This is a genomic window from Halodesulfovibrio sp. (assembly GCF_015482765.1).
Lineage (GTDB): Bacteria > Desulfobacterota > Desulfovibrionia > Desulfovibrionales > Desulfovibrionaceae > Halodesulfovibrio.
Window position 1 is genome coordinate 34,901 of record NZ_JADMLB010000040.1, and the last position, 21,277, is coordinate 56,177.

The following is a 21,277-nucleotide window of genomic DNA, read 5'->3' on the forward strand; positions in this document are numbered from 1 at the left end:
ACATTCACTACATCATTACAGTTCCACATCTGTTTTGATGTACAATGCAAGCACAATATAGTTTGTATTCATTGTGTAATGCATCATTTTCTCTATTATTGACAATAATTGCAGGTAATACACTGTACTTATGCCCTACCACACTGCAAAGTACTACATATTAACCGCTATATCCCCGCTTTTAATAGAAAACATAACACAACACTCATTGCTCATTTGACGATCAAACAAATGAACATAGTTTCCGTAAAAGGAAATCTCTTACTACACCGCAATCTCAGTGCACTATATAAGGAATGTACGTGGCATATCTGTAGAACAGAAAAATTGTAACAGTGTCAATGACTCTACTTTTTGACAAAAAGACATACCCCATGCAATATTTTGCACATACTTCTTAGAGTTACTGTATGGTAAAAATTCTTTATTCATTCATATCGAATGGTTAAACAATCAGATCGAGGCAGTGTCAATCCAAAAGTAAGAATATTTTTTGTGCAAAAAAAGCGTAAAAACAAATTCTCAGAAAACCGTATTTTCTACTGAAATAGTCAGAATTACCTAGACGCAGTCGTGATACCGCCCCTTTCTCCACCCCGTTTTTTCTGCCAGTTCTCTACATTTTTCATCAACAGTTAAGAGTAACCTTATCTTTCTCTCAAGACAGTCTTCACCCTGACAACACACATACCTCGAAACGCCAACCTATGTTTGAAAAAACAACCAAGTTGTCTCAGACTCCGATCACCCCAATTCACCGCAAAGGAACAAAATAAAAAAAGGATGTTGTTTTTGATAAACAACATCCTTTTTACACAGTAATAAAGTCTCAACGCCGCAACTTACATCCATTACAATAAAAAGACGGATGCACCTATCGCCGAAGGCACACCCGTCAATATTCCCTACCCTGTCGTCGATATCATCGCAGTAAGGCTGCTTTGTAAATTTGTATAGTATGCAAGCTTCCCATCAAGCACTGAATATTTACGACGCAAGTCCGCTTCTTTTTTAGCTAACCGCTCTTCCTGATTATAAATATCATTTTCCAGTTTTGTTGCAGTTGAACTATATGTCTCAGAAAGCGTTGTAAGAGTTCCGTCTTCAGCATTCGTCCATGAATCCAACGCATCTTGCAGCTGAGGAACAACCCCTTCCTTTACACGCAGGTCAGCAGCATGTTTACCATCAGACAAATCTGAAATTTCAATAACCATACCTGCTGCCGGAGTTCCCGCCGCAGCGGTAATCACATTTCCGTCGATACTGGCAGGCTCCCCGTTAAACGTTGCGGAAACCACCTCTCCGTCCACAACGGTATATTCAAACTCGTAGGCACCGGGAGCAGTAATGCCATCAATGGTAGACGTTACCTGAACGCCTCTGGTGTCGCTAATTCCAGAGTTTGCACAGCCAAGTAATTCAGCAACTGCGTAGGGATCGTCCTCTAAAATTTCATCAAGCTCTTCTTCATTAATTAAAAGCTGACCAAATGTTTCAGAACCTTCATTCGTATCTGTATAAAGACCTAGCTGGGACAGAGCATTATAGCTATCATACTCTCCGCTGAACCCTACAACCGACATCGACAACTGACTTTTGAGATCGTTATACACCATATCCATTGAATTACTATCAATAGTGTATGCTTCCATCTTTTCACCAGTATCTTCATCTTCCACATACGTAACAATTCTGCCGCTAAGAACTTGAATATCATAAATCAACGTATTCACCTGCTCTACAAAGGACTCAATATTTTCCTTTGTCACTTCTGTATCGCAAGAAATAGTTAAGTTAACAGGCCCTTCTGTAACGTCTGAAAGAGTCAGTTCCAAACCGGGAACAACATCGTCTACTGTATTAGATTCACGCTCCATCCAAGAATCCGGATCTGAAGGAAAGCCATCAATTTTGATCTGTGCATTTTGAGCAGTTCGAACGTTTTCAAATTCTGCGGTTGTATAGCCTGTAAGCGTTGTTGTATCGGAAAGGGTAATAGCATGGTCTGCACCGGTATCTTTACTCGAAAGCCTGAAGTACAACGTATCCCCATCGGATAAGAGATCCGCATTGACCAGATCACGAGCTACAGGATCATTATTGATCATGTCTACAAGCTGCTGGGCTGTTGTATTTGCAGGAACTTCAATAGTAATTTCTTCACCGTCACATTCAAAAGCAAACACAGCGTCGACGTCAGTCACGACATCTGTCGGTTCTGAATACGATATTCCAGAATTAACCCACACATCATTCTGTGCCAGCTGGTTCACTTCAATAGTATGACTTCCCTCTTGTATATCCCCTGTAACCTTCCCGGACACACTCTCATTGGAGGATGTCACAGACATGGCCAAAAACTCACTCATAGAATTCATATCATCGAGTGTCTTATCAAGTTCACCCATTGATGTAACAAGATCATTCAGTAACGACTGGCATGCTTCTGTTTCAGCAAGTTGAGCTTCATATTTTTTCTTGGCAAAGCTTTCTGCTTCTATCTGAGCATCAATAATCTCATTAAAATCTGTGCCGTTACCAAGACCGGTAAAGTTTACAGCACCTGATGAGGTAGCAGGTGTATACGCCGTAACATCGGAAGATACAGAAGAAATATATGACATGGGAACCTCTTACAGGTAACTGAGAAGGTTAAGCTTAAATACGTTCGAAGTTGTCGACAGAACAGCTTGATATACGTACTCCGCTTGAGCCATCTCAACTGAAAGCTGTGTCGCATCAGCATCTTCAACGGAGCTGATCTGAGAAATACTTCTATCTTTTGTTATACCTATCGCAATAGCTGTATTCTGCGCAGTATTCTGCCTTGCACCAACACCGGCAGCCTCTTGCAATAGTTGCTCATAAGCCTCGTTGATTGTGTCCAGACACGATGCAACACCATCGGTATTCCCTGTTTCCATATAGGCTACAAGGTCACCCATTGCTTCAAACAAATTCGGCTCAGGATACGGCTCTCCGGTAGAAGGATCTACTCCTCCAAAGATATCTGACCCGTTAGAGGTCACATCAAGACTTGTATCCTCACCAATTGCGAGAGACAGCTCCTGTTCACTTCCCGTGTATTCGTATGCAGGTCTGATATATAAATTAGTGCCTTCTCCGCTTCCATCTTCTTCAGTAACTACAGTACCGGCAGCAAGAGTAATTGAAACATCACCTGCCACCAGCTCTGTATCACCAGCAGCCAATGTAGCAGTTACCCATGTGTCACCACCGTCTACAGAATACTGATACTCAAGGTCATCCGGGCCACCAATGGTGCCGGAACCCGTCATCTGAATATAAACAGTTTCCGGAGCCTTTCCTTCAATCGATACCACATCTGCATGTGTCATTGTCGGATCATCAATGGTGACACCAAGGGTCTTTTCATAGGCACTATTTTCTATATCGTTTCCAGCAAATAAGTATGCTTCACCAAGCTTGGTATTGCTGACCTGATAAATAGAATCCATCACCTGTTTCAACTCAACAGCCATGGCCTCCATCTGCTCTTTTGTATACGTCTCTGTAGCACCCTGCTCTGCGAGCTCACTTACTTTCATAATAAGCTCACTTGCCTGCTGCAATGCACCGTCAGCAGTCCCAAGGTAGTTTCCTCCGAGCGTGCAGTTTTCTTCATAGGTCAACAATGTTGCAGAATATGCTCGCAACTGCATGCTTAAGGCGGCACCGGATGGATCATCAGAAGGCGCATTCAACTTCTTCTGAGTACTGGTCATCATCTGTAATTCCATCACACTGCTCAGAGATTTATTAATCTGCTGCAATGATGAGGTGTATATCTGGGATGTAGCAATTCTCATAACGGCCTCCTAAAGCATGTTCAGCACTTCATCGAGCATATCGCGTGCTGTAGTAATAACCTTTGCACATGCTTCGTACTGCTGTTGGTATTTAATAAGGTTTATCTGCTCCTCATCTACGTTCACACCATTGGAAGAAAGCTGATAATCGTAATAGTACTGGTTGGAACCCTGAGCATATGCCTGATTCTGTTCCGCAAGCATCACACCTGCACCGACATCCGCGACTATCATGCTTGAAAAGCTTGAGAGCGAGTCGTTAAAGGTCACATTCCCGACGGTAATGGAGACATTTTTTTCCGCCAGTGCTGCCAGAAGCGTTGCTGTGGTGTTATCTCCACTGACAACAGAACCGTCTTCCGCAACTGCTCCTGCATTAATATGCTGCGGGTTATTGGCCACGTAACTGTTCACGGCAATGGTTTCAGCAGAAGTTCCGGTAAAAAACGTATTCAGCCCAAGCCCTGCCATAAGGTTTGCATCATCTTGCGCCACCTCAAAGGAAAGACCGGTTGCAGAAGCCATTTCCAGTGTCCCGTCAGCGGAAATAGAAGCTGTCAAATCACCACCGGATGCAGCATTGATTTTTGCTGCTATGTCTTCAAGAGAATCTGTAGCCGGATCAACGGTAATGGATACGGTTGAAGCAACAGAGCCGTCATCATTATATAGAACGTACTCTACATCACCCGCTTCAAGCTTATCCCCGTAAAACAACCCGCTTTCTGCCAAAGGAAGCGTTGCGTCTTTTACTGCATACGATCCGGAAAGACTGGTATGATGTTCAAGGCCTGCGCCTTTTGAATGCGCAAGGTTTGTTTCCCAAATAAGTGACTCTGCAAGCCCGTCCAACGCATCCATTGTCGGCATCACAGAATCATCACGTGTAAGGAACAGTCCGGCGATAGACCCTGAAGCGGCTCTGTCTGAGGCTAGAGAATTCTGCCCGTCGGATAACGGAGTAATATTCAAAAATGTTCCGTCACCGTTTTCAAGATACAAGCCGGATTTGGGAGTAACAAAATGCCTGTCTCCGGCGGCATGACTGCCGGATGATGTGTCAAACCAGATATCAACACCTGCTATGTTCTCCGGATTATCCGCATCTCCTGCTTCATAAACAACGGGATTTCCACTTTCATCCGTGATCCATGTTTTGCCGCCATCAAGGGAAGCGTAATAGTGCGTGTCATCAATGAACTCGACCATTATCTCTTCACTTGATTCTCCGCTGAACTGAATATTACCGTCATAGGTAGAGGACGGCATTAAAGACTGACGGGATTGTGGCGGCTGATGAGAAAGATGATGTGTTTCCTGTCCCTCAACAAGCGAGTAACGCCCTTCAGCCAGCACAGTTGCAGTACCGTCCACCTGATATTCTACAGTAACATTTACATAGGTTGAAAGCTGTCTGATAGCCTGATCTCGAGCATCCACGGCCTGATTATCAGTCGGATTCGCCGCAACCTGTGCATTTAAAGCTGCGATCTGGTCTATCAGTGAATTTGCTTCCACAACCTGTGCGGAAATTTCCTGATCAATGGAATCATAAATCTTTTCCATTTGCGCATAGGTATCATTATATGTAGATGCTATTCCCTGCGCAGTACTCAACACCTCTTCCCATGCCCCAGGTTGTGTCGGGTCACCTGCAAGAGTGTTCCAAGCACCAAAAAAACCGCTCAAAGCTGCGTTCAGACCTGTCGTATCAGACTGACCGAGCGTACTCTCCAGTTGCATCTGGTAAATCAATTGCTGATTGTACTTTGAGGCATCTGAGGATGTTGCAAGGTACTGTTGCTCCACAAAGTAGTTCATGGAAGCAGTAATACCCGCAATTTCCGCGCCGGTTCCAAGCGTCAGCCCTCCGGACTGAACTGTGCCAGAAGTTTGATAGATGGGGCTTTGCTTCTTATAGCCCGGAACATCAGCATTTGAGATATTGTTTGTAGTAACATTGACGCTGGTCTGCGAATTCATCATACCGTTCAGACCAGTATTGTAGATAGCATTAATCATACGTCCTCCTCAGGTAACGAAAGCTAGTTCCGCTTCAGATTAATCGCTGTCTGCAATAATGTATCTGCAGTTGTAATAACCTTACTGTTGGCCTGATAAGCAGATTGCAAAATGATGAGGTTGGTCATTTCCTGAGCCATGTCCACATTGGAAATTTCCAGGGTGTTGGACAAAATGCCACCCAGACCACCTACTCCCGGAATACCGACAATCGCCTCACCGGACTCTGCTGTAGCAAGAAACTTGTTGCCGCCCTGCGCGCTTAAACCGTCTTCATTGGCAAAATCTGCAATGGCCACGTTATATAGTTCAATGGTCTGCCCGTTTGAGTACTCGCCAATGATTGTACCGGATTGATCGACGGTAATGTTTTGCAGTGTTCCAGTCGGAAAACCATCCTGATATAATCCGAGGGTGGCAGAGCTGGATTCATATGAGGTTGTGGCTGAATAGTTTACGTATGGATCGTTAAAACCGGGGAGTTCTGTGTAATCAACGTCAGCACCGGCATTTTGCAAATCAGCCAATGTCATTGCGCCATCACCGTCATTATCCACAGCTCCGCTCCAGCCGTTTCCGGTATCATGGTCTTTATTCACCATACCGAAGTTCATAGCAATTTGCTGATTTTCAGCACCACCGGAGAAATTTGCTTCCATGACAGGGACACCGTCTGAATCAAACTCTGCAAGCGTCCAGTTCGCAGGATCTTTTCCATCAAAACCTGCTCCGGTTGATGCCACCGGAGTATACGCAGACATTGAGGTCATAGTACCGGAAGGAGAAAACGTCATAGTACCTGCCATCAACAAACCCGCAGAGCTTGTTCCGGCAAAGCCTTCACGCATATCTTCTGATGGGTTACTGGCGATAGTGTACTCCCAAACAGTATGCCCGTCCGCATCAACAGAAACTGGGTCCATATATACTGTTACTTCGTGAGTACCGCCCGCCTCATCATAGACTGTGATGGTAGACTGGTATTCATAGCGGCTCTGATCCAGCGGCGGGGAAGCAGTGCCGTCATACATATCGAATAACGCAGTATATGCGCAGCTTGTTGTATCATCTGTCGGATCGCCAGGTGTTCCATTGTCATCAACAGTCGCAGTACTGTTATCCTCAGCAGAAGCATTAAGGTTCAATGACATCTGAATACTGTCTGTAGCCTTAGGCGGAGACTGAGAATCATCAATTTGAATATCACCGATTGCACCAGTCGGGCTGCCTTCATCCATTGCCCAGCCTTGAACTCTGTTTCCCTCTGGATCAACGAGGTACCCTTGAGCATCGAGATCAAAGTTACCGGCGCGGGTGTAGTACAGCGCTCCATTGTTAGGGTCCTGAATCATGAAATATCCGTCACCGGAAATTGCCATGTCTGTACTTGATCCTGTTGACTGATATGAACCTTGAGAGAAATCTGTATCAATGTTGGCGACAGAAGTACCGTTACCGGTCTGGCCTGCATTCACAGTTTCATAAAAAACATCCTGAAAAATGACACTGGAGCTTTTGAAGCCAACAGTGCCGGAGTTTGCAAGGTTGTTACTGACTACAAGTGTAGCCTGACTCTGCGCCTGCAATCCTGAAATACCGTTATACATAGAACCTGTGATACTCATTACGCGTCCTCCTCACCAAGACCTACAGAAAAGATATCTGTGTATTTTACTACAGTCCCATTTTTCAGGGTAAACAAAGCTCCATCAGCACCGTTGGTAACAGAGACAACTGTATCGTTAATAGTTGTAGTTGCCCCTACCTCCTTACCATTCGCATCCGTGGCACGTATCTCGACAGTGTAGTTACCGTCGGATGCTGATTCACCGGTAAGCAGCTCTCCATCCCACTCAATTTCCATAGAGCCGGCCTTAATAGCACCAAGATCCTCTGTCGCAACAATATTTCCGGCAGAATCGTAGATATCGACATAAACGGACTCAGCATCTTCAGCCAGATACATTGTCATATCTGAAGATTCGCCGTCTTCCATCGTCAACGTATTACCGGACACTTCGACATCCCGACCAAGGTATGACACAGGGTCAACCCTGTTTCCCAAGGCTTCCTCCAGTCCTGCCAATTGATCACTGATACTCTGCACGGCATCCAGCTGTGCAAACATGCAAGTCTGCTCAGTGATCTTTTCGGTATCCATAGGATCTGTCGGGTCCTGATACTGGAGCTCAGTTGCCAACAACAGCATGTAGTCAACTTCACCCAAAGTACTGCTGGATGAACTTTGATAATTAGATGTTGTTGTATCAACATTGGAGTTGATGCTGCTAATGGTCATGCTTTCCCCCGTAGGAGTCATATTTAGTGTAGTAATTACGTAACCGCCGTAATGCCTGATGCTTAATGCATCGGACAGCACTTTCCGATAATGACAATAAAGTTGAGGCTTCTTTTGTTGAATAGTCTTTTTCAATAGTAAGAAGTAAAATTTCCATTTGTCTTTCTGTAAGTAACGTCTTTGGAATATAGTTCTGAACAGTAAAGAAATGTGTTTTTACAGCTACTGAAAAAGTTTCGTCTAATATTTCCGTTTTGTGTTTTTGTTGTTTTCGTAAATCATCAATAATAGAAGACTCAACTATTACGTAAATCCAAGATGACAACTTTGCTTTTGCGCTATCGTATTTATCAAGATAATTGTTTTTGATAATTTTAAGCGCAACATTTTGAAACACTTCATCTACTATTGTAGAATCGATGCGTGAGTTAAACTTTTTCAAAACCGCTATGATTGTTCTTTTTATTAATGTTGTATGGTCAACGAAGAAATCATTATAGATATCTGAACTAGATTTATCTCTTATGCATTGTTTCATCTTGAACTCCATGCTTACTATTGAGCAACACACATGCCCAACAACATTACGTTTCCGTAAAATTGCACTAAAGTTACAATCACAAGAGCTAAAGGAAATGTTGAGAAAAACAAAAAGCGATTAAGGTGGGAGATTTTCACTTAAGCTTTCTTTAGATTCAGGCGTTTTTTGGCGTGTTTTTTTCGGAAAAAAGCAGGAAATTTTTGCCTAGTGGAGGGTTTTACAGTGCAGTTTTATCAGGCGGTAAATATTGCCTAACATTCAAGCGTAAAAATTCAGGGCAAAGGAAAAGGAGGTGGGCAAAGAGTACCCTTTCAAGAAATACCATCTGTAAAAGATAGAGGGGTACCAGCGTAAATTCATGGAAGCAGTTGTCCTGCCACTATAAATGAATGATTGAATCAATCTCTTAAAAAACAAGATCACTCTACAAAAATATCTCAATATAACAGTCCAGTACAAAGACAAACGCAATATTCTAGAGCCCGAAACGAAACACTTGCATTCAATCACAAACTGACTAGGCGTTAGCTCACACAAAAGTTAGCTGGCCAATCTTGTAAAAAACCTTTTCTAAAAGAGCTTCCATCACCTTTTATTTTAAGCTGTACCCAGATGCTGCTTGTTTTGCGCCCACAAAAAAGCCCCCGATTCCTGCAGGAGAATCGGGGGCTTGCAGCATGCTGCATGAGCTTGCTGCTTCCAAATATTTCGCGTTAACCAATCAACTTTAATGCAGTTTCAGGAAGCGAGTTGGCCTGTGCAAGCATTGAAGTAGCTGCAGAAGAAATTGTCTGACGCAGTGTGTATTCAGTCATTTCTGTTGCAACATCCACATCGGAGATGCGTGATTCAGCTGCACCAAGGTTTTCAGCCTGAATCTCAAGGTTAGAGATAGTTGCCTCAAGGCGATTTTCATACGCACCAAGGTTTGCACGGTTTTTATCTTTCATCTCAATGGCTTTACCGATTGCATCAAGTGCTGCCTGAGCGCCTTCCTGAGTCGCAATGCTGGAGCCAGCATACTCACCTGTTTTACCAAGCTCTTTTTCAAAAGCAGATAATTCCTCATCAGGAATTGTAGAAACACTCATGGCAAACGCGGTATCAGCAGTTGTGCCTGTCAACGGTGTACCGGTGCCGGTAAGAGCATAGTTCGTTCCGTTATCCTGAATAGTTACTGTACCAAGGGAAGCACTGCCATCTGAATTAATTGTGAAACTCTGATCTACCGCATCCTGAGCAATATTCATCACTGAAGCATCCGCTGGGATATCGGTTGATTCGTCTTCAATGAAGTACTGAGCTGAACCATCAGAAGCAGTTGAAGTCATTAAGTGCTTATCTTCACCCTCAATATTAACGGTAAGATCGCCATTTGCCCCAACAATTACAGGGTAGCCTGCTTCCGGAACAGTAGCCGATGTAGCCTGCTGTAATTTTACAGAACCATCTGCATCAATGGTTGCGTACATAGCTTTACCATCTACAAGCAGCATTCCGGTATCTGCCTGAATTTCAGCGTTGGCTGTGCCACCAACCCCGTAAACAAGATTACCGTTCGCATCAAAACTCACATTAAGGTCTGCGCCATCAATGGTAATAGCTGTGTCAGCACCACCCATTGCCGCTGTATGAGCGTCACCTACAGTGGTTTCTCCACGCGCAACCAAATCATCTTTTGCCTGCTGTTCTTCCGCCGGATCACCAACAACACGTTCTTTTAACTGAACTTGTGTATACCCCTCTGCCGCCAGCTTTGCTGCATCCATTGTAGGGTCTGTACCATCAATGTAGATTTCACCATCGGCGTTCTGGTAGATGGCTTTTCCATCCTGTGTTGTAGCAAGTCCGTTCTCATCAATTTTATAGTCCAGAGAATCGCTGCCAAGGCCAAGCGCGTCGGAACTTACATCACCGATATTAATGGAATACTTGTCTTCATCTTCATCGTTTCCGGTACCAAAATGAATACTCATAGAACTGCCGGTCTGAGTCTGCCCGTTCTCATCAATGTATTCCGCGCCTTCATCCAAAGAACCGTCCAACAACTTGGTTCCATTAAAATCTGTTGAATCAGAAATACGAGTAATTTCATCAGCCATAGACTGGTACTCCTGATCAATAATAGCGCGCTGCTCATCAGTGTAGGTACCGGTAGCAGCCTGCTCTGCTAACTCACTCATACGAATAAGTTTTTCATCAATAACAGACAACGCACCATCAGCTGTCTGAATCATAGAGATAGCATCGTTTGCGTTACGAACACCCTGATTCAATGTGGTAACCTGTGCACGCATCATTTCACGAACAGCCAGTCCTGCTGCGTCATCAGCTGCACTATTAATACGCATACCGGAAGACAAGCGTTCTGTAGATTTAGTCAAATCTGCATATGCACTGTTCAAGTTACGGGCTGCGGTGTTTGCCATAGAGTTGTTGTTGATAATGAGAGACATAGTAAACCTCCAGGTTTGTAATTCTGCATCCATGCAATGACTTTTTCATTTTCGCTTTACGCTATGCATATGAATACGCGGGAGACTTACTGTTTCGTTTATAAAGCATTATATGTTTTTACTGATTTTTTATGTAAAAACGCGCGCCATTAACACGTTCTTTAGAATACATAAAAAGACGCAAACAAAACCTCACAAACCCTTAAGAGTTCTTGTGAGATTCTTTGCGTCTTCTTTTTCATAAAACCGCCCCTGATCCCTGGAAAAAATCAGGGGCGGTAAGTCATTACAGCGTAAAGCCAGAAAAGTCGGCTGGCTTTGAATTATTTATCCGATAAGTTTCAATGCGTTCTGCGGCAGTGAGTTAGCCTGTGCAAGCATTGAAGTTGCAGCTGAAGAAATGGTCTGACGTAAGGTGTATTCAGTCATTTCTGTTGCTACGTCCACGTCGGAAATGCGGGACTCAGCAGCTGAGAGGTTTTCACTCTGGATCTCAAGGTTAGAGATTGTAGCCTCGAGACGGTTTTCGTACGCACCAAGGTTCGCACGGTTTTTATCTTTCATATCAATGGCTTTACCGATTGCATCAAGTGCTGCCTGAGCGCCTTCCTGTGTCGCAATACTGGAGCCAGCGTATTCAGATGTTTTACCAAGCTCTTTTTCAAAACTCGCAATTTCGTCATCTGAAGCCACTTTTACACCCATATCAAATGTTGCCGCGGTACCACCGGCAAGCTCATAGTTACCACCGTTGATATTAACGGCAGCACCGTCAAGTGTTGCGGAACCATCAGCTGCAACGCTGAAGTTCTGTTCTACAGCATCTTTGCCAACATTCATCATGGTAGCATCTGCTGGGATGTCAGTACTTTCGTCTTCGATATGATAGTTTGTTGAGCCGTCAGTATTGGTAGACGTCATCAAACTCTTGTCATCACCATCGATATTTACAGTTAGACTACCATCAGCCGCTACAGACACCGCGTAACCTGCATCAGGAATAGTTGTACCGGTAGCTTCATGCATGGAAACAGTGCCATCAGCATCAATGGTAGCGTACATTTTGTTACCACCAATAAGCAGGTGACCTGTATCTGCTTCAATCTCCACAGCATCACCACCAGCACCAACACCGTATGTCAGTTCACCCGTAGTTGCATCAAAAGATGCTTCCACAGCTTCGCCGTCAATTTCTACAGCGGTTGTAGTACCACCCGCAGCCGCTGCCTGAGCAGCTGTAACACCTGCTTCTGCAAGTGCCGTCAGGTCGTCCTTGGCTTTCTGTTCCTGTGTTGGATCAGCAACTTTTTCTTTCAACTGAACCTGAGTAAAGCCCTGTGCAGCAAGCTTTGCTGAATCCATTGTTGGGTCAGTACCATCGATGTAGATATCGCCATCTTCATTCTGGTAAATTGCATTACCATCCTGAGTTGTAGCCATACCATTTTCGTCGATTTTGTAGTCCAAAGAATCACTGCCAAGACCTAACGCATCTGAACTAACATCTTCAATTTCAATGCTATACTTATCTTCATCAGCATCGTTTCCGGTACCGAAGTGGATAGTCATTGAGCTACCAGTTTGCGTATTCCCATCACCATCTACATATGTTGAACCGTCTTCGAGCGCACCATTAAGCAAGCTCTGGCCGTTAAAGTCTGTAGAATCTGAAATACGGGTAATCTCATCCGCCATAGTCTGGTATTCCTGATCGATAATTGCACGCTGCTCATCGGTGTACGTACCGGTAGCAGCCTGTTCTGCAAGCTCATTCATACGGATAAGCTTTTCATCGATTACGGAAAGGGCACCGTCAGCAGTCTGAATCATAGAGATCGCATCGTTTGCGTTACGAACACCCTGATTCAATGTAGTAACCTGTGCACGCATCATTTCACGAACAGCAAGGCCTGCTGCGTCATCTGCTGCGCTGTTGATACGCATACCGGAAGACAGTTTTTCAGTAGATTCGGTCAACTGTTTGTATGCGGTGTTAAGGTTACGAGCTGCGGTATTTGCCATTGAGTTGTTGTTAATGATGAGAGACATAGTAAACCTCCAGGTTTGTAATTTTGCATCCTTGCAATTGTCTTTCGTCAAGAGCGACATGCTCTATGCAAATGAATACGGAGGCAGCCCCTCATTTTGTTTATAAAGCGGAAAATTTTTCCTAGTTGGAGCTTTTACACTCAACAAATATTTTTCATACGTTCACTTAACATTTATTAAGTTGATGAAAAAAACATAAACATCGTATGGTTCACCTATGTTTCCGTTGGAGGTGGTATGAAACGCATTTTATTTATCGACGACGATTTTGAATTAGGTGAGCTGCTCGGAAGCTACTTAAGTGGAGAAGGCTTTTCGCTCCAAACAGCACACGACGCTATGACAGGTATCGAAAAACTTAAAGAAGATACCTATGACATTGTGCTGCTTGATATCATGCTTCCGGACATGAACGGTTTTGATCTGCTACAAAAGATCAGAGGCGAGTACACCATGCCAGTAATCATGCTCACAGGCCGTAGTGATGAAATAGATAAAGTAGTCGGGCTGGAAATGGGGGCAGATGACTATGTTTCCAAACCTTGTCCTCTAAGAGAACTTGCTGCGCGTATCCGTGCTATTTTGCGCCGCACTGTTCCTGTAAAAGCTGCAGGGGTTCCCAATGCGCCGACCAAACTGGACCCGGCACACAAAATTATTATCGGCAACATGTCACTTACTCCATCTGCGCGTAGCGTACAGATTGATGATTCACCGGTACAGCTGACCAGTGCCGAATACAATGTTCTGGAAATGCTCACGAGTAACGCAGGGGCACTCATTACACGCGAACAACTTCTCGAAGATGCCTTGGGGCGTGATCCATCCTTGGACGACTATGTTCTCAACGTGCACATGAGTAATTTACGCCGAAAGCTCAAACACTGCGCTACTATTAAAACAATTCGCGGAAACGGCTATCTGTTAGCAATTCCAGAACAAGCAACACAACCAGTTATGCACATGTAGTATTTCCCCCTCTGCCACCATAAAACTGTCATTCCCCGACAGAGGCAGCGATACAATACTCATGGGTTCAAGGCATCCGGAAATCATCCCCCCCCTTCCTTTCCGGATGCCTATTAACTACTTTCAACATAACGAGCACAAAAATGTTCCGCTCTTTTTTTGCGCCCTTAAACCGACGTATCATTTTTTCCATAACAGCAATGAGTGCGATTGCGATTTGTACTGTTATTCTTGTTTCCGCAACGAGCATAATGCTTACCAAAAACTCCCGTTCTGCCAGACGCCTTGAGGATTGCACACGCAGCCTTGCATTCAGTCTGCCCCAGCCATTTGCTGTTGAAACCGCTGTTCCGATAATACGTAAACTAAGTAACGCTAATCCATGGCCGTGGCCTTTTGCTGATTACCTTGCTCTTGTAACTCCTGAAGGAATCATACTGGAGTCTTCCGGTGATGATTTAGACTTTGATCTGAAAGAAGTTCTTGCAACACGAAAAGTACAAAATTCATCTGTGCTTGTTGTTGCCCAGCCAGTGGTTGATAATGGGAAAATACATGCCTATATTTTACTTGGCTCCCATTCAAAAGTCCTTGGCAAGGGACTCACAATGTACTTGCTGCTTTCAGCTATTGCCGGAGCAACAGGTATCCTTGTGAGTTTTCTTATTGCTCAAAAGCTCTATAAGAGAATGCTCCAGCCACTGTATGATTTAACGGCAGCAGCAAAAGAAATTGGTGAAAGCAAAGACTATACCTTACGTGTGCCCTACACGGGAAAAGATGAGCTTGGTGATCTGGTTACACAGTTCAACTCAATGCTTGATCAAATTGAAAAACGCGACCGCCTTCTCACATCACACAAGAGAATGCTGGAGCATGCTGTTAAATTACGTACGGCTGAGCTGGCCAAAAAAAATGCCCAGCTTGTCCTTGAAGTAGCTGAGCGAGAAGAAGCAGAAATGATTCGATGCGAAGTTGAACGCATCAACCAGCATGATCTGAAGTCATTACTAAACCTTGTCATTGGATATCCTGAACTTCTTCTCTCAAAAGGCAGCCTTACAGAGCATCAAGAAAAGTATATTAAAAAAATCGAAATGGCTGGTTACCGAATTCTCGATATGATCAACAACAACCTCGACATCTTTAAAATGGAACGAGGTATCTATAAGCTTCGGGCAACTTCCGTTGATTTGGTACAGTTGCTCTTTGAGATTCAGGACGACATCACATCCATGCTCACGCGACAAAATGTGATGCTGCGGATAACATTCAACAACCACCCTGTCAGCACCACTAACAACTTCTTAGTTGCAGGCGAATATCGTTTGCTCCAAACCTTATTTTCTAACCTTGTTGTCAATGCTGTTGAAGCCTCAAACAGTGACGATATCGTCACTGTAGCTCTCCAGACTGAAGATCACTCTGTTACAATTCACAACAGCACCCTTGTACCTGAAGAAATTCAAGACAAATTCTTCAACAAGTATGTAACGCACGGCAAAGAGGAGGGGACGGGGCTTGGAACGTACTCAGCAAAATTAATCGCAAACGCCCATAAAGCAGATATTTACATGACAAGTACTAAGACTCGAGGAACATTGCTTACAGTTGAATTCGCAGAACAGTTAAGCCCAGCCGAATGTGCTAATCTCGAACCCGCAGTGGAACAGATGTTCGGATAATAGGTATTCGCCTCCCGACAAAACAAGTATCTCCAACAAGACCCCATAGAATACGGCAAAGAGGTTCCAACGCAACTCTGCCCCAAAAAAGTCTTCATTAGCTCATCAAATAAAAAAGCTTCTGCAACCAAATGCAGAAGCTTTTTTATTTCAGTATAAAAGAACACTAAGCAGGATATACCGTATCTCTCATCTTTTCGACTTTTCGATAAAGTGTTGCTCGAGATATCCCCAAACGTCTTGCAGACTCAACCATATTATTGTTTGTTTCCTGCAACGTCGCTTCTATGAGTCTATGTTCCATGTCTTTAAGCGTGCCTGTCGGAACATGTCGTACATGCTCCTTAACTGGTAACGCAAAATGCTCTGCATCAAGAGTTTCTCCTTCACATCTATGCAAAGCTCTCTGAACAATATTTTCCAGTTCGCGAACATTACCCGGCCAATGGTACGACACCAACGCCTGTTGAGCACTTGGCGAAAACGTACGTGGAAGAGGAGTACCACGGTTTAAGAAGAGCATAGCGAGTTCTAAAATATCTTCATTTCCCCGTTCTCGTAACGGAGGAATGTTAATTGGCAGTACATTCAATCGGTAGTACAAATCTTCTCGGAACCGTCCCTGCTCTACGGCTTTACTCAAATTCACATGAGTGCTGGCAATAATACGGGTATTAATTTTTACCGGCTTTCTTGCTCCAATTCGATACACTTCGGCAGTTTGCAAAACACGCAGCAGTTTTACCTGCATATGATGCGGCATATCACCAATTTCATCTAAGAGAATAGTACCGCCGTCAGCCAATTCAAACTTACCCGGACGTCCTCCTTTCACCGCACCAGTAAACGTCCCCTCGACATATCCGAACAGTTCACTTTCAAGCAACTCCGCGGGAATTGCACCACAGTTAATTGGTACAAATGGATAGTGACTGCGGTTTCCGTGGTTATGAATGGCTTGAGCAAACAGCTCCTTGCCTGTGCCTGTTTCACCTTGCAACAAAACAGTTACTGTTGAGTCTGCTGCCTTTTGCGCAAGATCTATTGCTTCCAAAAAACGTTCTGAACGCCCAACAAGCATCGGGAATGTATAGTGCGCTTTTGCGCCGGCAATGTTCTCAGCAAGCTTTTGGATCTCGCTCATTTCGTTAAAAACAAGTACCGCACCCAGCATTTCATTTGTTTCTGAAAGAACGGCCTGTGCTGTATACAATATCGGTACTGTTCCGCGCTCGCAGCGTACCCAGCACTCTTTGTTTTCCCAACGACGAGAGGAGGAACGCAGTTGTTCAATATCCAGAGACAAACCATCCAGCGCTGAAATATGTTTCCCTTCCAGATTATCAGATTTTAAAATGCGGGCTCCCTTTCCGTTAATCTTCCAGATCTCTCCCTCACCATTCAGAATAAGAAGCCCTGTACTGGCAGATTCAATCACTTTGTCGAAGAACCCAATATGCAGTGCCAATGTCTTATTACGACGCGTAACACGCAGCTGTCTTTCAGCAGCACGTGCCGCAGTCGTAACCATGTACAACGTATGAGGGTGCGTAAATTCTTTAGCGCCGGATACAACAAGAATGCCCAGCAACTCCCCTCCCTCCCCAAAAATCGGAGCAGAGGAACTGGTTAAATGATGCGCAAGATTACAGTAGTGGTCTGCACCGGTAAGTTGAATAGGGATATGATGCTTATGACACATACTTATTGCTGTTGTGCCTACATCTTTTTCGGTCCACCGAAACCCCGGAGCACAGTTACGCTGTCGGTACTGCTTCTTCAAAAGCTCAGATCCGGTAATATGTAAGATGTACCCGTCTGCATCAATCGCAGCGATAAGAAAATCATCCGGAGACAGCAGATCAAAAAATTCAGCAAAATGTGGGAGCACAACCTGCAACAATTCATCATTGGCTGCACGTCGTTTTTCCAAATCAACATCTGAAATACACTCCTGTGACGTATTACGGCTCATGGAGTCTATTCCGAATTTCTGTGAACGAGCATGGGATTCGTCAATGAGCCGACCCATTGTTAATGAATCAACCACATGCCCTTTTTTCATTTTTCCAAGCTCTTGTTCTCTCATAAAACGTAACCAGTTACCTTATCTTACCCACTTAAAACATTAGCAAAAATATAAGCTATTCTCAAAATAAGACATGTCTCAAAATAAGACACTATATTTATCCATTTGATTTAGCTCACTTTTTATTTTCTAATCATTTCTGCAACGCCATAGTGACTAATTTTGAGACACTAATCACGCCCCCCCTGCTACCACTTATTCTTGCACAAAGCTAACCCATCGAAAAAACTTCGCTTGTTGATTGTTTAAACAATCTTGTCGAAATCAAGCATAAACATTGGATTTTCACAAGCTGCACCTAAAAGAAACAAATATGTAATTTTTATATACCAACGGTTCGGCATCAAAAACGGAACATGCGTTGCATATAAGCACAACAATCACAATACACCCACTAACTCACATAACCATAGAAGGAGAAAAGTATGGAGAAGCAATTTCGGTATGGCCTGACAATACTGTTAAGCTCTGTAGCTATTCTGCAGTTTATACAGGTCATATGGCGCTACATACTGCAAGCCCCACTTATGGGACTGGACGATATACTAATCTACCCTACTCTATGGCTTTACTTGCTCGGCAGTGTGAACGCTTCCCGCGAAGACACACAAATTAAAGCGAACGTTCTGGACGTGTTTTTAAAAACCGACCGTTCTAAGCTGAGCGTGCGTATCGTAGCGGACATCATGACAGTAATTGTTTCCGCATGGCTCACTACTTGGGCATGGGACTACTTCCGTTATGCTTTCCGTGTCTGGAAAGAGACCCCTACAATCTACCTCCCGACCTTCTACGCAGAATGTGCCCTTTTCCTCGGTCTGCTCTTCATGACCCTTTTTGGTCTGCAGCACTTAGTTCGGAACATTCGTCGTTTTATGCTGCTGGGAAGCAAACCAGTCACTACAAGTTTGCATGAAGCAAACGAAGGAAGCGCATAGCAATGGTTGAAATTTCTTTAATGGCAATCGGATTACTCATCGTAATGCTGAGCTTTGGTGTTCCATTACCATTCTGTTTCGGCGGCGCACTTATGTTTATGCACATTGTGGGCGGCGCTACCATGAAAGGAACCATGCTCTGGGGCTTCAGTCAGCTTTCCAACCCGGTACTGCTCTGTATCCCGCTCTTCGTATTTGCCGGTGCGATTATGAGTGAAAGCGGTATCGCGAAGAGCCTACTAGACTTTGTTAATATTTTTGTTGGTAGAATCCGTGGCGGCCTCGGTATCGTAGCGTCTTTAAGCTGCGCTATCATCGGTGCAATTTCCGGTAGTGGATTAACCGGTGTTGCAGCAACAGGCCCGCTTCTTATTCCGGAAATGGCAGCCAAAGGATACCCAAGAGGCTACGCAACTGCTCTGGTTGCAAACTCTTCTATTCTCGGTCTGCTTATTCCACCGAGTGTTACCATGATCGTTTACGGCTGGGTAACAGACACCTCCATTCTTGCATGTTTCTTGGCAACAGTTGGACCGGGTCTGCTTATCACCTTCCTGTTTGCTATCGTTAACCTCGTTATGTGCCGCAAGTTCCCACTCGTTATCGACGAGCCGAAACCAATTGCGGAAACAGTACGCATGGCATCAGCCTCTACACTGCTCGCTCTGCCTGCGCTTGTTATGCCTATTATCATTCTCGGCGGCATTTACGGCGGCATCATGACGCCTACAGAAGCTGCTGCTGTAGCGGTTATCTACGCTTTCCCTGTTGGCTTCCTTGTGTACAAGGGCTTAACCTGGAAAAAGTTCCTCGTAGCATCCAAAGACGCTGCAACTGCTATCGGCGCAATCATGGTTATGATTGTATTCAGTCTTATGCTCAGCCAGATGTTTGTAATGGAAGAAATTCCACAGGCTCTTGTTGAAGGCATCTTCACTATTACTACAGATAAAACATTACTGCTGATCCTTGTTAACATTCTGCTCTTCTTCATCGGCATGATTGTTAACGACATCACTTCTATTATTCTTACTGCTCCATTGCTGCTCCCGTTAATGCAGGCAATTGGCGTAAGCCCTATTCACTTTGCTGCAATCATCGGCGTTAACACTGCTATGGGCGGCGTTACACCTCCGTACGCAAGTATTCTCTACCTTGGTGTCCGCATCGGGGAAGTAGAGTTCGTTGATGTAATTAAACCCGCAATGATTCTTATTTTATTCGGGTATGTTCCGGTTGTTTTTCTCACGTCCTTCTGGCCACAACTGGCTCTCTATTTACCTAGCCTCTTAGGCTACTAACAATTCGTAAGGAGTAAGGGATATGCAAAAGAAACTTTCAGTCGTTGTTGTTATGATGCTTGTCTGTATCCTCGCTGCGGGCACCGCACAGGCTCGCAAGTGGAAAATTTCCCACGTACGACCTCAGAACACAGCAATCGACAATGACCTCAAAGCGTTTTCCGCTGAACTGAAAGAAATCAGTAAAGGCGACATGCAGGCAAAAATCTATGCAGCAAACTCTCTTGGTGACTACACCGTAGTTCAGGAACGAGTTGGTCTCGGTGCAGTAGACATGGCATGTCAGCCTGTAGCTGTAGCAGCAGACAAACGTATGCAGATTGCCAACTTCCCGTTCATGATGACCACATGGGCACAGGCAGAAAAAAACTTTGCTGCCGATGCACCACTGCGTAAAACCATTGAAAGTCTTTATGCAGAGCAGGGCATTAAACTTATCGCAACTTGGCCGGCATACTTCGGTGGCGTTGCGTTAAATAAAGAGCCACAGAACCCGACTGACCCTAATGCTAAAAAAGGTTTAAAAATCCGCGTTGTACCAAGTAAGTCATTCAAACTTATGGCAGACAGCATCGGCTTTATCGGCACACCAATTCCTTTCTCTGAAGCATTCACAGCGGTACAGACCGGTGTTGTTGACGGCGTTGTTGGCTCCGGTGCTGAAGGTTACTACGCTTCTTTCCGCGACGTAACCAAGTACTACCTCCCGCTCAATACACACTTCGAAATGTGGTACCTCATCATGAACGCTGAACTCTACAACGATCTTGATGATTCCCAGAAAGCACTCGTAGACAAAGCTGCAAAAGACTTTGAACAGCGCCGCTGGGCTCGTGCAGAATCAGATCAGGCTGCAAACGAACAGCGTCTTGCAGACTACGGTGCAAAAATCATCTCTGTATCCACAGAAGATATTGAAGCAAACGCAGCAAAAGTACGCGAACAGGTATGGCCGGTTATTCTTTCTGATGTTGGCGAAGACTGGGGACGCAAAGTTCTCTCAAACATCATTCAGTAACGGCAACTGCTGAATAACCATACTTCCTAAACCAGCCTACCGGTCTCAGGGGGCATAGTCCCCCTGAGACACAAATT

At 44.4% G+C, this 21,277-nt stretch carries 12 protein-coding genes and 4 pseudogenes; 5 read left to right on the top strand and 11 right to left on the bottom strand.

From position 1 onward, the window contains the following. Positions 1–905: 905 nt before the first annotated feature. The 10 genes and pseudogenes from fliD to QZY95_RS06045 form a co-directional block, all read right to left on the bottom strand. Positions 906–2,627 carry a flagellar filament capping protein FliD gene (gene fliD, locus QZY95_RS06005; protein ID WP_290920595.1) on the bottom strand — a complete coding sequence of 574 codons (1,722 nt, stop codon included), beginning with the start codon at positions 2,625–2,627 and terminating at the stop codon, positions 906–908. A 9-nt stretch (positions 2,628–2,636) separates the two neighbouring features. Beyond that, on the bottom strand, positions 2,637–3,833 hold the full coding sequence (locus QZY95_RS06010) for a flagellin (RefSeq protein ID WP_290920598.1): 1,197 nt from the start codon (positions 3,831–3,833) through the stop codon (positions 2,637–2,639). A gap of 9 nt (positions 3,834–3,842) precedes the next feature. After that, entirely contained in the window at positions 3,843–5,855 is a 2,013-nt protein-coding gene (locus tag QZY95_RS06015) for a flagellar basal body rod C-terminal domain-containing protein (protein ID WP_290920600.1), read from the bottom strand. A 23-nt stretch (positions 5,856–5,878) separates the two neighbouring features. Continuing rightward, a complete protein-coding gene (locus tag QZY95_RS06020) occupies positions 5,879–7,480 on the bottom strand; it encodes a flagellar hook protein FlgE (RefSeq protein ID WP_290920603.1) in 1,602 nt (533 codons plus the stop codon). Continuing rightward, positions 7,480–8,154: a FlgD immunoglobulin-like domain containing protein gene (locus QZY95_RS06025; RefSeq protein WP_290920606.1), complete on the bottom strand. Its 675-nt coding sequence runs from the start codon at positions 8,152–8,154 to the stop codon at positions 7,480–7,482. The genes QZY95_RS06020 and QZY95_RS06025 overlap by 1 nt, the downstream gene beginning before the upstream one ends. Continuing rightward, positions 8,144–8,692, bottom strand: coding sequence for a sigma-70 family RNA polymerase sigma factor (locus tag QZY95_RS06030; RefSeq protein WP_290920609.1), 549 nt, complete (start codon positions 8,690–8,692; stop codon positions 8,144–8,146). Before QZY95_RS06030 ends, QZY95_RS06025 begins: the two co-directional genes overlap by 11 nt. Before the next feature lie 716 nt (positions 8,693–9,408). Further along, a pseudogene (locus QZY95_RS16625) lies at positions 9,409–9,714 on the bottom strand (flagellin); the annotation flags it as partial. A gap of 861 nt (positions 9,715–10,575) precedes the next feature. Next, a pseudogene (locus tag QZY95_RS16630) lies at positions 10,576–11,151 on the bottom strand (flagellin); the annotation flags it as partial. A 327-nt stretch (positions 11,152–11,478) separates the two neighbouring features. Beyond that, a pseudogene (locus QZY95_RS06040) lies at positions 11,479–11,784 on the bottom strand (flagellin); the annotation flags it as partial. 840 nt (positions 11,785–12,624) lie between these two features. Further along, positions 12,625–13,200 (bottom strand): annotated as a pseudogene (locus tag QZY95_RS06045) (flagellin); the annotation flags it as partial. Between the two features lie 237 nt (positions 13,201–13,437). On the opposite strand from QZY95_RS06045, the gene QZY95_RS06050 reads away from it, so the two are divergent. Together QZY95_RS06050 and QZY95_RS06055 are read left to right on the top strand one after the other, a co-directional pair. After that, complete coding sequence (locus tag QZY95_RS06050; RefSeq protein ID WP_290920615.1) at positions 13,438–14,169, top strand: response regulator transcription factor; 732 nt, start codon at positions 13,438–13,440, stop codon at positions 14,167–14,169. Positions 14,170–14,312: 143 nt separating this feature from the next. Beyond that, positions 14,313–15,854 carry a HAMP domain-containing sensor histidine kinase gene (locus tag QZY95_RS06055; protein ID WP_290920618.1) on the top strand — a complete coding sequence of 514 codons (1,542 nt, stop codon included), beginning with the start codon at positions 14,313–14,315 and terminating at the stop codon, positions 15,852–15,854. A 166-nt stretch (positions 15,855–16,020) separates the two neighbouring features. Here QZY95_RS06055 and QZY95_RS06060 read toward each other — a convergent pair whose 3' ends face one another. Beyond that, positions 16,021–17,943 (bottom strand): sigma 54-interacting transcriptional regulator, encoded by a 1,923-nt coding sequence (locus QZY95_RS06060; RefSeq protein WP_290920621.1) that lies wholly within the window; start codon positions 17,941–17,943, stop codon positions 16,021–16,023. A 425-nt stretch (positions 17,944–18,368) separates the two neighbouring features. On the opposite strand from QZY95_RS06060, the gene QZY95_RS06065 reads away from it, so the two are divergent. The 3 genes from QZY95_RS06065 to dctP are packed head-to-tail and all read left to right on the top strand — an operon-like array spanning position 18,369 to position 21,200. After that, positions 18,369–18,881: a TRAP transporter small permease subunit gene (locus QZY95_RS06065; RefSeq protein ID WP_290920623.1), complete on the top strand. Its 513-nt coding sequence runs from the start codon at positions 18,369–18,371 to the stop codon at positions 18,879–18,881. A 2-nt stretch (positions 18,882–18,883) separates the two neighbouring features. Further along, entirely contained in the window at positions 18,884–20,182 is a 1,299-nt protein-coding gene (locus QZY95_RS06070) for a TRAP transporter large permease (RefSeq protein ID WP_290920626.1), read from the top strand. 22 nt (positions 20,183–20,204) lie between these two features. Next, positions 20,205–21,200, top strand: coding sequence for a TRAP transporter substrate-binding protein DctP (dctP, locus tag QZY95_RS06075; RefSeq protein ID WP_290920629.1), 996 nt, complete (start codon positions 20,205–20,207; stop codon positions 21,198–21,200). The last annotated feature ends 77 nt before the right edge of the window (positions 21,201–21,277 follow it).